15 protein-coding genes are annotated in these 12,048 nt (G+C 67.3%); 6 read left to right on the forward strand and 9 right to left on the reverse strand.

Translation table 11 applies throughout. From position 1 onward, the window contains the following. Window positions 1-2: 2 nt before the first annotated feature. The 5 genes from pufA (at window position 3) to JL100_RS08930 (ending at window position 3,677) form a co-directional block, all read left to right on the forward strand. Window positions 3-194: a light-harvesting antenna LH1, alpha subunit gene (pufA, locus tag JL100_RS08910; RefSeq protein WP_158044755.1), complete on the forward strand. Its 192-nt coding sequence runs from the start codon at window positions 3-5 to the stop codon at window positions 192-194. Between the two features lie 112 nt (window positions 195-306). Then, the gene (gene pufL / locus JL100_RS08915) at window positions 307-1,131 is read left to right on the forward strand and encodes a photosynthetic reaction center subunit L (protein ID WP_202683445.1); all 825 of its coding nucleotides are present in this window, start codon (window positions 307-309) and stop codon (window positions 1,129-1,131) included. A 10-nt stretch (window positions 1,132-1,141) separates the two neighbouring features. After that, entirely contained in the window at window positions 1,142-2,119 is a 978-nt protein-coding gene (gene pufM / locus JL100_RS08920; protein WP_202683444.1) for a photosynthetic reaction center subunit M, read from the forward strand. Then, window positions 2,116-3,249 (forward strand): photosynthetic reaction center cytochrome PufC, encoded by a 1,134-nt coding sequence (gene pufC, locus JL100_RS08925; RefSeq protein ID WP_202683443.1) that lies wholly within the window; start codon window positions 2,116-2,118, stop codon window positions 3,247-3,249. Before pufM ends, pufC begins: the two co-directional genes overlap by 4 nt. Before the next feature lie 188 nt (window positions 3,250-3,437). Further along, window positions 3,438-3,677, forward strand: a complete 240-nt coding sequence (locus JL100_RS08930; RefSeq protein ID WP_202683442.1) for an antitoxin — start codon at window positions 3,438-3,440, stop codon at window positions 3,675-3,677. A gap of 30 nt (window positions 3,678-3,707) precedes the next feature. Here the strand turns inward: JL100_RS08930 and JL100_RS36665 are convergent, their stop codons facing one another. Both JL100_RS36665 and JL100_RS08940 read right to left on the reverse strand, forming a co-directional pair. After that, window positions 3,708-3,917, reverse strand: coding sequence for a type II toxin-antitoxin system VapB family antitoxin (locus tag JL100_RS36665; protein ID WP_202683441.1), 210 nt, complete (start codon window positions 3,915-3,917; stop codon window positions 3,708-3,710). A gap of 87 nt (window positions 3,918-4,004) precedes the next feature. After that, window positions 4,005-6,083 (reverse strand): prolyl oligopeptidase family serine peptidase, encoded by a 2,079-nt coding sequence (locus JL100_RS08940; RefSeq protein ID WP_202683440.1) that lies wholly within the window; start codon window positions 6,081-6,083, stop codon window positions 4,005-4,007. 154 nt (window positions 6,084-6,237) lie between these two features. On the opposite strand from JL100_RS08940, the gene JL100_RS08945 reads away from it, so the two are divergent. Next, a complete protein-coding gene (locus JL100_RS08945; protein WP_202683439.1) occupies window positions 6,238-6,618 on the forward strand; it encodes a GxxExxY protein in 381 nt (126 codons plus the stop codon). Between the two features lie 64 nt (window positions 6,619-6,682). Here the strand turns inward: JL100_RS08945 and hemA are convergent, their stop codons facing one another. From hemA to puhA, 7 genes are read right to left on the reverse strand one after another with little or no spacing between them, the layout of a single operon-like run. Continuing rightward, on the reverse strand, window positions 6,683-7,903 hold the full coding sequence (gene hemA, locus JL100_RS08950; RefSeq protein ID WP_202683438.1) for a 5-aminolevulinate synthase: 1,221 nt from the start codon (window positions 7,901-7,903) through the stop codon (window positions 6,683-6,685). Next, window positions 7,903-8,721 (reverse strand): putative photosynthetic complex assembly protein PuhE, encoded by an 819-nt coding sequence (gene puhE / locus JL100_RS08955; protein WP_202683437.1) that lies wholly within the window; start codon window positions 8,719-8,721, stop codon window positions 7,903-7,905. Before puhE ends, hemA begins: the two co-directional genes overlap by 1 nt. Before the next feature lie 16 nt (window positions 8,722-8,737). Beyond that, entirely contained in the window at window positions 8,738-9,802 is a 1,065-nt protein-coding gene (gene acsF, locus JL100_RS08960; RefSeq protein ID WP_228421156.1) for a magnesium-protoporphyrin IX monomethyl ester (oxidative) cyclase, read from the reverse strand. After that, complete coding sequence (locus JL100_RS08965; protein ID WP_202683436.1) at window positions 9,799-10,101, reverse strand: hypothetical protein; 303 nt, start codon at window positions 10,099-10,101, stop codon at window positions 9,799-9,801. Before JL100_RS08965 ends, acsF begins: the two co-directional genes overlap by 4 nt. Next, window positions 10,098-10,571, reverse strand: a complete 474-nt coding sequence (gene puhC / locus JL100_RS08970) for a photosynthetic complex assembly protein PuhC (RefSeq protein WP_202683435.1) — start codon at window positions 10,569-10,571, stop codon at window positions 10,098-10,100. The genes JL100_RS08965 and puhC overlap by 4 nt, the downstream gene beginning before the upstream one ends. Continuing rightward, window positions 10,568-11,257 carry a photosynthetic complex putative assembly protein PuhB gene (gene puhB, locus JL100_RS08975; RefSeq protein ID WP_202683434.1) on the reverse strand — a complete coding sequence of 230 codons (690 nt, stop codon included), beginning with the start codon at window positions 11,255-11,257 and terminating at the stop codon, window positions 10,568-10,570. Before puhB ends, puhC begins: the two co-directional genes overlap by 4 nt. After that, the gene (gene puhA / locus JL100_RS08980) at window positions 11,254-12,039 is read right to left on the reverse strand and encodes a photosynthetic reaction center subunit H (RefSeq protein WP_202683433.1); all 786 of its coding nucleotides are present in this window, start codon (window positions 12,037-12,039) and stop codon (window positions 11,254-11,256) included. Before puhA ends, puhB begins: the two co-directional genes overlap by 4 nt. Window positions 12,040-12,048: the final 9 nt, after the last annotated feature.

The following is a 12,048-nucleotide window of genomic DNA, read 5'->3' on the forward strand; positions in this document are numbered from 1 at the left end:
ACATGTGGCGCGTATGGTTGCTTTTCGATCCGCGCAGGACGCTGATCGCCCTGTTCACGTTCCTGTTCGCCCTGGCCCTGCTGATCCACTTCATCCTGCTCAGCACTGACCGGTTCAACTGGCTGGACGGCCCCGGCGCCGCCCGCGCCGGCGCCGTGGGCCAGCAGATGGCTCCCCTCCCACGATCCAATTGACGCCCTCGGCGATCGACTGGAGCGGCGCGTGGGACCGGGCTGCCGCCCGGCCCCGCCCGCCGCGGGTGGAGCTGGCGCTTCCTGACCGGGGCGCCTGATAGGGGATCCGACCATGGCCATGCTGAATTTCGAGAAAAAGTACCGCGTCCGCGGCGGGACGCTGATCGGAGGCGATCTTTTCGACTTCTGGGTCGGGCCGTTCTATGTCGGCTTCTTCGGTGTCACGACGATCTTCTTTTCGATCCTCGGCACGGGCCTGATCCTCTACGGGGCGGCCATCGGGCCGACCTGGAACGTCTGGCAGATCAACATAGCGCCGCCGGATCTGAAATACGGGCTGGGAGCGGCACCGCTGCGCGAAGGCGGGTTGTGGCAGATCATCACGATCTGCGCCATCGGCGCCTTCGTCTCGTGGGCGCTGCGCCAGGCCGAGATCGCGCGCAAGCTGGGCATGGGGCTGCATGTCCCGGTCGCCTTCGGCGTCGCGGTGTTCGCCTATATCTCGCTCGTCGTGATCCGCCCCGTCCTGCTGGGCGCCTGGGGGCACGGCTTCCCCTACGGCATCCTGAGCCATTTGGACTGGGTGTCGAACGTGGGTTACCAGTACCTGCATTTCCACTACAACCCGGCGCACATGCTGGCCGTGACCTTTTTCTTCACGACCACCTTCGCGCTGTCGCTCCACGGCTCCCTGGTGCTCGCCGCGGCCAACCCTCCCAAGGGTGACCGCGTAAAGACGGCCGAGCACGAGAACACCTTCTTCCGCGACACCATCGGCTGGTCGATCGGGACGCTGGGCATCCACCGGCTGGGACTGTTCCTGGCGCTCAGCGCCGGGTTCTGGAGCGCCGTGTGCATCATCATCAGCGGCCCCTTCTGGACCCGTGGCTGGCCGGAATGGTGGAGCTGGTGGCTCGACCTGCCGATCTGGCGCTAAGGAGGCCGCGATGGCGGAATATCAGAACATCTTCACCCAGGTGCAGGTCCGCGGCCCGGCCTATGCGGGCGTGCCGCTGACCCGCGGGCCCTGGGTCCGTTCCTGGAAACCACGCTTCGTCCACCTGCTCGGCCGTTTCGGCGACGCGCAGGTCGGCCCGGTCTACCTGGGCTGGACGGGGCTCGCCTCGATCCTGTGCGGCATCATCGCGATCGAGATCATCGGGCTGAACATGTGGGCCTCGGTCAACTGGGACCCGGTGCAGTTCGTCCGGCAGCTGCCCTGGCTGGCGCTGGAGCCGCCGGCCCCGGGCTACGGGCTGCGGATACCGCCGCTGGCCCAGGGCGGCTGGTGGATCATGACCGGCTTCTTCCTGACCACCTCGATCCTGCTGTGGTGGCTCCGGACCTACCGCAGGGCGCGGGCGCTGGGCATGGGGACCCACGTGTCCTGGGCCTTCGCGGCGGCGATCTGGCTGTACCTGGTGCTCGGGCTGATCCGCCCCGTGCTGATGGGAAGCTGGGGAGAGGCGGTACCGTTCGGGATCTTCCCCCACCTGGACTGGACGGCGGCCTTCTCGATCCGCTACGGCAACCTGTTCTACAACCCGTTCCACATGCTCTCGATCGTCTTCCTCTATGGATCGACGCTGCTGTTCGCGATGCACGGCGCCACCGTGCTGGCGATCAGCCGGTTCGGCGGCGAGCGGGAGGTCGAGCAGATCACCGACCGCGGCACGGCCTTTGAACGCGGCGCGCTGTTCTGGCGCTGGACCATGGGCTTCAACGCCACGGCCGAGTCGATTCATCGCTGGGCCTGGTGGTTCGCGGTGCTTTGCCCGCTGACCGGCGGCATCGGCATCCTGCTGACCGGCACCGTCGTCGACAACTGGTACCTGTGGGGCGTCAAGCACGGCCTGGCGCCGATGTATCCGCAGGTCTTCCCGCCGGTGGTAGATCCCGCGCTCGTGACCGGGGGGCAGCCATGAACAAGCTCACCGACAAGGAAGCGTTCTGGGACCTGATCCTGCGCATCGGCCTCGTCGCGGTCGCGGTGTTCGGCGCGGGCATGCTGTTCACCATCGAGTATCCGCCGGTGGACAGCGTGCAGCGGGGCTATCGCGGCGTCGGGCTGGTGCAGACCTTCCAGCCCGAGACCGTCCAGGCCCAGCTCGCCGCCAACCAGGTGCCGGAGCCGCTGGAGCCGGCCGACCCGGACAGCGTTCCGGCGACCGAGATCTACGAGAACGTCCAGGTGCTGCGCGACCTGACCGACGCGCAGTTCATCCGGGTGATGAGCGCGATCACCGAGTGGGTGTCCCCGGAGCAGGGCTGCGCCTACTGTCATGCCGAGGGCGAGCCGCTGTCGTCCGACAGCCTCTACACCAAGGTGGTGGCCCGCCGCATGCTCCAGATGACGCGTGACATCAACGTCAACTGGGAACCCCACGTCGCCCAGACCGGCGTCACCTGCTACACCTGCCACCGCGGCCAGCCGGTGCCCGCCAACGTCTGGTACAATAATCCGGGGCCGCCCCACGCGGCGGGCGTGCTGGGCAACAACGGCGGGCAGAACGGCGTGTCCTATGCCGCCGGCCTGACGTCGCTGCCGTTCGATCCCTTCACGCCGTTCCTGTCGGGCGGCGGCACGGACGCCGACATCCGCGCCCGGGCCGACACGGCGCTGCCGACCGGAAACCGCAGCTCGATCAAGCAGACCGAGTGGACCTACGGCCTGATGATCCACATGTCGGAATCATTGGGGGTCAACTGCACCTACTGCCACAACAGCCGCTCCTTCCGTGACTGGGAGCAGAGCTCGCCGGTCCGCGTGACCGCCTGGCACGGCATCCAGATGGTCCGCGAGCTCAACGACGAGTACATCGATCCCCTTCAGAGCATCTTCCCCAGCCACCGCCTCGGGCCGCTGGGCGACCCGCTGAAGGTGAACTGCACGACCTGCCACGCCGGCGTTTACAAGCCCTTCTTCGGAGCCGGCATGGTCAAGGACTATCCCGAACTCGACGTCGCGGCCGGCATCACCGCCGCGCCGATGGAACCCACCCCGGCGCTGATCCCGGTGCCCGGGACGGACGGCCAACCGGCGCCTGCGCAGTGAGGGTGCTTCTCGAACCCCGGCAGGGCCTTCAAGGCCGTGCCGGGGCTTTTCCCTGTCCGGCGAACAGGGACGTTTGGCGATCCCGTCGCTGAAATCTGCGGTTCCCGATGCGGTCGATGGCCTGTTGCGCCCGGGCAAGGCATCGGCATAGTTTGGCATATGCCTGCATCAGGATCGGAAGGTGAAGGGTGCAAACCGTACCGCGGCATGTCCGCCTTTTCCGCAATGGCCGGAACCAGGCGGTCAGGATCCCGGTCGAATTCGAACTTCCCGGTGACGAAGCGATCATGCGTCGCGCCGGCAACCGGCTGATCATCGAGCCGGTGCCGAGCCAGGGACTTCTCGCCCTTCTCGCCACGTGGGAGCACCTGGACGAAGAGTTTCCCGAGATTGACGACGAACCGGTCAAATCCGAGGATGTGTTCTGACGGCGATGATGGCCGAGGTCTCGATGACCATCAGCGCGGCAATCCATGTTCAACATAGCCAAGGATCTCGTCGGCGCTTCTCGTGTCGAGGTCCGGCAGAGCACTGCAGCGTGCGCCGATCTCCTTCAACTCATCGGCCAGCCTCTTGCCGGACCTTGCGGCAGTCACAGCTTTTCCCGTGACCGCGTCGAGTTCATGAACGTTCTTTTCAGTACCCGGATCCTTGTTGTTCAACGGCATTGCGGAAATCCCGGCTGATTTTATCTTCGCAGATAGCTAAATCGGGTTCGTGGAGAAGGCAACGGCGCATGCGCCGTCGCCCCCCGGTTACTCCGACCGCCAGCCGATCGCCTCGCGCAGGAAGCGGTAGCCCAGCGCCGTGAAGGATGCCCGCTCCGAGTTGTCCTTGCCGTAGCCGTGGCCGCCGGCGGCCGGCTCGTAGAAATGGGCGTCGTAGCCCATGGCCAGCAGCTTCGCCGCCATCTTGCGGGCGTGGCCGGGGTGGACGCGGTCGTCGCGCCGGCTCGTCGCGATCAGGATCGGCGGATAGGGTTTGCCTGGCTCCGCGGTATGGTAGGCCGACAAGGGGCCGAGGAATTCCCAGTCCGCCGGATCGTCGGGGTCGCCGTACTCGGCCACCCAGCTCGCCCCGGCCAGCAGCTTCGAATAGCGCCGCATGTCGATCAGCGGGATCGTGCAGAACAGGGCGCCGAAGCGCTCCGGGTAGCGGGTCAGCATGTTGGTGATCAGGATGCCGCCGTTCGATCCGCCCTCCGCCGCGATGCGGCCCGGCCGGGTAACACCGCGCCGGACCAAGTCTTGCGCGACCGCCGCGAAATCGTCGTGGGACAGCCGCTTGCCCTCGCGCCGCCCGGCCTCGTGCCAGGCCGTGCCGAACTCCCCGCCGCCCCGGATGCAGGCGATCACGCTGGTGCCCCCGCGCTCCAGCCACAGCTTGCCGATGGCGGAATTGTAGGACGGCAGCATGGAGATGGCGAACCCGCCGTACCCGTAGAGATGGACCGGCGCTTCCCCGGTTTGGCCGGCCGGGCCGACCTGGAAATAGGGGATCAGGGTGCCGTCGCCGGACGGAGCCTCGTGGCGGGTCACCACCAGCCCCGCCGGATCGAACGCGCGCGGCGCCCGCTTCAGAAGCTCCGGCGCCTTGTCCGGCCGGATGAGATAGAGGGACTGCGGCGTCAGCGGGTCCTGGGCGTTGGCCAGCAGGTCGCCGTTGGACTCATCCTCCTCCACGTCCAGGGGCCAGACGCTGGCGACGCCCATGTCGGGCAGCCCCGTGATCCGCGTGTGGGTCCATGGGTCCGAAGCGGGCGGGGAAGGGGGCGTCCACACTTCGAACACCGGGCGCAGGTCGTCCAGGATCGACAGCACCAGCCGCCCGGCGGGCATGAAGTATCCCTGGAGCGACCGACGCGGCGCCGGCTTGAACAGGGTCGTGAACTCCCGGCTTCCGCCAAGGAAGTCACTGAGCCGGATCGCAAACACGCTGTCCGCCTCATGCGTGGCGCCGCCGACCTCCCAGGGAACCCGCGGCTTCACCACGAGCCAGCCGCGGTGCCACTGGATCCAGGCGTCGGTCGGCAGGTCGAGCCGCGTTTTCGCGCCGGTGCGGTCGCCCATCCATTGGGTCGCGTTGAAGAAATCGACCTGCTCGGTGAACCAGAGCGTTTCCGTGTCAGCGTCGCGTTCGACGTCGCCCCAGACGCTCATGCGGTCCTCGGTCGTCTCGAAGATCACCGGCGCCGCGAGGGGATCGGTGCCGCGCCGCCACAGCCGCACCGTCCTGCCATAGCCGGAGCGGGTCGCCATGCCCTCGCCCAGGGAGGAGAAGATCAGCAGCGTGTCCCGGTCGAGCCATGCGGCCCCGCTCTTGGCCTCGTCCAGGTGGAAGCCACCGGTCACGAAATCCCGGGTCGCCAGGTCGAACTCCCGCAGCACGGTCGCATCGCCGCCGCCCCGCGACAGGCTGAGGATCGCCAGGTCATGGCTGCCGGGCAGGGTGACCGGCGCGCCCCAGACCCAGTCCTCGCCCTCGGCTTCCGACAGTTCGTCGAGGTCGAGCAGCACGTCCCACTCGGGCTTTTCGGTGCGGTAGCTCTCCAGGCTGGTGGTCCGCCAGAGCCCGCGCGGGTTCGCGGCATCCTTCCAGAAATTGAACAGCCTGTCGCCGCGCCGGGCGACGAACGGGATATTGTCCGGCCGGTCCAGGATCGCCGCCAGCGCGTCGCGGTCCCGCTCGAACGCCGCGTCGCCGAACCGTCCCAGGATCTCGGCGTTCCGCGCCTCCACCCACTCGACCGCGCGGGTGCCGTCGACCTCTTCGAGCCACAGGTACGGATCGTCGTCGGGCGCGTCGAGGGTCGGGCGCGGATCGGGAACAGCCATGGCGGTCACTCTCGCATCGGTTCGTCGGAGGCTGAGAGCGTCCGGCAGGATTGCCAGCGGGTGCAACTGATAAGAATTGGGATAAAACCGTTCTATCTTCTGATGCGAAGGCTTAAGGATCACGGATGAACGGGATAGGCACGGATGGGCACGGATGGCGGGGAAAGTCGATGCAGCCGCGAGCGGGCTGGCTGAACAGATCATCGGCGGGGCTTTTGATGTGTCAAACAATCTGGGGCACGGCTTCCTTGAAGCCGTGTACAGGAACGCCCTGGCCGTCGAACTGGAATTCCGCGGCTTGTCGGTCGCGAAGGAACAGTCTTTTCCCGTTCACTATCGTGAAAAGAGGGTCGGATTCTACATTGCCGATCTTGTCGTCGAGAACATCGTGATCGTCGAACTGAAAGCCGTCGATGCGCTGACCCAGTCCCACACATCACAAGTATTGAACTATTTGAAGGCCAGCAATCTCCCGGTGGGTCTTCTATTCAACTTTGGAAAGCCGAGACTCGAGTTCAAGCGTCTGCTTCCGTAGAATCCGTGTCCATCCGTGGATATCCGTGTTCATCCGTGATCCTGAGCGTCACCAAACCACCCGCTCAAGCCGCCTGCCGAAGCCCGATCTCCGCCCAGATCGCCGACAGCGCGTTGACCAGGTGGTCGATGTCGGCGTCGGTGTGCAGCGGCGACGGGGTGATGCGCAGGCGCTCCGTGCCGCGCGCCACGGTCGGGTAGTTGATCGGCTGGACGTAGATGCCGTACCGGTCCAGCAGCATGTCGCTGATCAGCTTGCACAGGACGGGGTCGCGCACCATCACCGGAACGATGTGGCTCGGGTTGTCCAGCATCGGGATTCCGGCGGCGTCCAGCTTCCGGCGCACCGTCGCGACGCGGTCCTGGTGGCGCCGGCGTTCCGCGACGCTGGCCTTAAGGTGGCGGATGCTGGCGAGCGCCCCCGCCGTCACCGCCGGGGGCAGGGACGTCGTGAAGATGAAGCCGGAGGAGAAGCTGCGGACGAAGTCGCACAGCGAGGCCGACGCGGTGATGTAGCCGCCGACCACGCCGAAGGCCTTGCCGAGCGTTCCCTCGATCACCGTCAGACGGTGCGCGATGCCTTCCCGCTCCGCGATGCCGCCGCCGCGCGGGCCGTACAACCCGACCGCGTGGACCTCGTCCAGGTAGGTCATGGCGCCGTGGGCGTCGGCCACGTCGCACAGTTCGGCGATCGGGGCGATGTCGCCGTCCATGGAGTAGACGGACTCGAACGCCACCAGCTTCGGCACGTCGGGGTCCAGGGCCGACAGCCTGCGGTCCAGGTCTTCCGGATCGTTGTGGGCGAAGATGTGCCGCTCGGCGCGGCTGTGCCGGATGCCCTCGATCATGGAGGCATGATTGCCGGCGTCCGACAGCACGACGCAGCCGGGGATGCGCGACGCCAGCGTTCCCAGGGCCGCCCAGTTGGAGACGTAGCCCGAGGTGAACAGCAGCGCCGATTCCTTCCCGTGAAGGTCGGCCAGTTCGCGCTCCAGCAGCACGTGGTAGTGGGTGGTGCCCGAGATGTTGCGGGTCCCGCCGGCACCCGCCCCGCAGCGGTCGATCGCCTCGTGCATCGCCGCCAGGACGGACGGATGCTGGCCCATGCCGAGATAGTCGTTGGAGCACCAGATCGTCACCGTTCCGGCCCGCTCGCCGTCGACGTAATGCGCCGCCTTGGGAAACTCGCCGGCCCGCCGCTCCAGCTCGGCGAAGATACGATAGCGTCCCTCGTCCCGGAGGCCGTCGAGCTGGTCGCGGAAATAGCCTTCGAATTCGAAACTCATCATTGCCTCCGGTTTGTCGAAATCTGGGTCGGGATCGCTGATGGCAGGGTGACGCCGCCCTCGCGGGCCGACAGGTACCAGGACCACAGCGCCGCCGCGGGCAGCGGCAGCACCAGCAGCCAATGCTCCAGCAGCGCCAGCGCCATCAGGGTCGCGAGGAAGGTGAAACCCGCGGCGGTGAAGCCGTCGGCGTCCGGCGCGCCCGCCGCCTGGATCAGCAGCAGCATGGCGACGGTCGCACCCGTCACCGACACCGGGAAGAAGACGTTCATCGGCCGCTTGCGGAAATACGTCGCCAGGTACTTCAGGTGGTCCGGCAGGAACTCCTGGCCCAGGTTCGGCACGCCCAGGAAGACGTTGACCTTGGCGCTCAGCCGCAGGACCCACAGCAGCAGGAAGGTCCACAGCCCGACCTGGTTCTCGCCGCCCCAGGTCAGGGCCGCGATCAGGGCCGCCGACGCCGCGATGGAGACCTCGTGGTATGCCACCACGGCGACGGCGTTCCGCAGGTGCGGCCAGCCGGTCGCCCCGGGCGGGCTCGCGATCCGGCGCGGTCCCGTGACCAGTCCCATCAGGAAGCTGATCTCGTTCCAGCCCCAGACCGCCAAGGCGCAGGTAAATGCGATGAAGGCGCCGGAAACGCTGGTGTCCGACCGCCCCTCCGCCAGCCCGTACAGTGCCAGCACCGCCAGCGCCCCGGCGCCCGCCAGGCTCCAGCGGAAGGTCCGGGGAGCCAAGCCGTCGAGATAGACGATCAGCCCCGTGCTGAACCACCACAGGAACAGCGTGTAGAGCACCGGGAGCGCATGTTCGGACACGGGCGAGACCTCCGCTCTACCAGGCCGGGGCCAAGTGGATGTCCCGCGGCAGCGTATTGGACCGGGCCGGCAGCATGTAGAGCCGGGCGAAGGTCGCCGCCCCCGCCAGTCCCAGCGCCGCCCGCTTCAGCTTGCCGCCGAGTCCGCCCTGCCGCGCCGCAGCCGCGCGGGCGTTCGATATCTCGATCAGCCGCTCCAGACCCGCGCGGAACTTCGGATTGTCGAGGTCCAGGGTCAGCGGGAAGACCTGCTTGGAAATCTCCGTCGTGATCCGGAACACCGTGAAATCATATTCGGTCGGATCGAGGCCCAGCGCCTTGTGGAATTCCGGCCGCATATGGTCCCGGACGAACATCGTGGCGAAAACCGCCAGCAGGAAGAACTTGATCCACAGCTTGTTGCCGCCGCTCAGCAGCGACGGGTTGGCCCGCATCAGCAGGGCGAAGGCCTCGCCGTGGCGGAACTCGTCGTTGCACCACTTCTCGAAGAACTTGAAGATCGGGTGGAACCGCCGGTCCGGGTTGCGCTCCAGCTGGCGATAGATCGTGATGTAGCGGGCATAGCCGATCTTCTCCGACAGGTACGTGGCGTAGAAGATGAACTTCGGCTTGAAGTAGGTGTATTTCTTGGCCTTGGTCAGGAAGCTCATGTCCACGCCGATGCCGAAATCCTTCAGCGTGTCGTTGATGAATCCGGCGTGCCGGGATTCGTCCCGGGCCATGAAGGCGAACAGCTCCTGGATATCCGGGTTCTTCACCCGCTTCTTGGTCTCGGCGTAGAGCACGCAGCCGGAGAACTCCGCCGTCAGCGAGCTGACCAGGAAATCGACGAACTCCTTCCGCAGCCCCTCCGGCATCTCGTCGAGGTTATTGGTGAACTCCGGCGTCCGGGTGAAGTGCTTCCGGTTGTCGTCGCGGCGCAGCTCGGCCATGACCGTGTCCCACTCGGCGCGGACGGCATCGACGTCCAGCTTGTCCATCGCCTCGTAGTCGGTCGTGTAGAAGCGCGGGCTCAGCATCGTGTCTTCCTGGGCCATGCGCGTGCTGGTATTGGGGGCGCCACCGCCTTCCATGGGGATCATTGCGTCCTGCCTTCGGAAAATCCGACTTCATAGAGTTCGGTCAGTTCGAGATACCCCGCGAGCCGGGCCCGCAGGCGTTCCATCGGGCCGGCGCGCACCACCGTGGCCCGGCGATAGTAGAAATGCTGGGTGCCGAACGGGACCATGGCCGGCGCGTCGTGGACGATCACCTCGTCGCCCGGACCGACCTCGATCCCGTCCAGCTCCACATAGGCGTGGACGCTGTCGGGCGTGATCTCGATATCGACGGTGCAGGGCACTTCGATGGTGCGGGGACTGCCGCTCCAGGCTGTCATCATGGCCTGCTTCCTCCAGCGTTCAGCATATTCGCGAAAGCCTCGGCGTTGGTCGGGCCGAAGGCTTCCAGGTTGATCACCCTGCCGGTCGCGGGATCGTCCAGGGACAGGCGCCCGTCGGCCCAGCGGGTCAGCACGAAGGGCGGCTCGATCCCGACGCCCTGGCGCTTGCGTTCGCGGGCGAGGCCGCGCAGCGCGCCGCGCACGAAGCCGTTGGTGCCGGGTTCCACGACGCCGGCGATCCGGCCGGTCCGCGCGTCGGTGATGGCGATGGAACCGTCAGTCCTGTCCTCGAAGCGGAGCTGCCGGCTTTCGACGGAAGCCGCCTCGGGCATCTGCACGGTTCCCAACCCGCTCACCCGCGCCACGGTCGCCGCCGACACGGTGAAGGCGAGCAGGGCGGCGGCCCCGATCAGCGCTCCGCGCGGGAAGACGGGATCGGCCGGGCCGGTGTCCATGCCCCGGGATCTCATGTCGATGCACTCCCCAGCGCGCCGACCCGCTGGGCCTTGCGGCGCCGGGCGACGGTCGGAAGGGGGGCAGGAAGGGCGGCCGCCGTGTTCGCGGCGGGGACGCCCGCGGTGGCCGAGGTCAGCGCGTCGGCCAGGATGCCGGCCACGCGGGATGCCTCGGGGATCGCGCGCAGCATCGGCTCGGGACGGCTGACCCGCCACGGGCGGGCGTGCGGCCACAGCAGGAGCCAGGCGATCCGGTTGCCCTCGGTCAGCGCCAGCGGGATGTCGCCGCTGCCGTCGGCATGGACCTTCAGCCCGGCGGAGCCGACCAGGCGGAACGGGATGTTCAGCGCCATCGGCAGCGCGATGCCGAACCGCATCACGATCCGCCTGTCGGTCACGGTGTACATCGTGGAGCGCGCCGATCCCCAGGCGAACAGCAGCACCAGCCCCAGCGCGCAGGCCGCCCAAGGCACGAAGCCCAGCGTGGACAGGACGGCATCCAGGGGAGCCACGCCGTCATGGACCTGGACCACGCCGCGCCAGACCAGAAGCACACCGAAATAGGCCGCCAGCTTGTTGACATGGAGCCCCCGGCGGGCCAGCGACTTCCAGTCCGGCCGGCCCTGCCACAGCATCCGTTCCCCCGGTGGCAATGGGGCGGGCAGGCCCGGCACCGGTTCGGTGTCGTATTCCGTGTTCATATCAGCGGCTCCTGGCGCTGGGGCGTGGCGTAGAGATGCCCGCTGGCGTAGTAGGCCGTGATCTTGTCCTCCTCCAGCTTGGTGATCTGGTTCGGGTTCTTGATCGCGGGCACGTCGGCGAACTGGTGGGACAGGATCGACTTGACCTTGACCTTGCGGTTCCAGGTATCGATCCGGCAGAACCGCATGGGTAGCAGGACGATCCTGTGCCCGGTCGCGGAGGGGATCTCGACCTCGAGGTAATGGATCGCCGGCTCCGACCGGTCTACCCAGGCCTCGCGCACGTCGCCGGCGACGTAGCCGTCGGCCGCGACCACTTCCATGCCGATCGGGTTGGGATCGCGGCTCGGGATGAAGAAGTCGGGGGCGACCCGCAGCGGGACGATGCGGTTCTCGTCCTCGGCCGTCAGTTCCGGCTTGTCCTCGCGCATCGCCCAGGCTGCCGGGCCGACGCCGTCGACCATCGGGTTGCCGGTCGGCACCAGGGGCGCTCCCGGCCACAAGCCCGAGGGGAGGGCGGCGATCTCGCGCTCGTCCGGATTGCCCGGAGGCGCCGAATAGGTCGAGCCGTCGCGCATGGTGAAGATCTTGGGCGCCGGGATCGGCGGGTAGCCCTGGACCTTGACGCGCGGCGACCGCTCCGACCGGTCGGACACCAGCGGGTAGCCTTCCCGCTTGTCCTCCTGGTGCAGGTAATAGATCAGGCCGGCGAAGAAGATCCAGAACGCGTACAGGACGACCTGGGCCACGTCGATGTAGCTCGTGATGGCTCCTGTTTCCATCGGTGACCT

It is taken from the genome of Skermanella mucosa (assembly GCF_016765655.2).
GTDB classification, from domain to species: Bacteria; Pseudomonadota; Alphaproteobacteria; order Azospirillales; family Azospirillaceae; genus Skermanella; species Skermanella mucosa.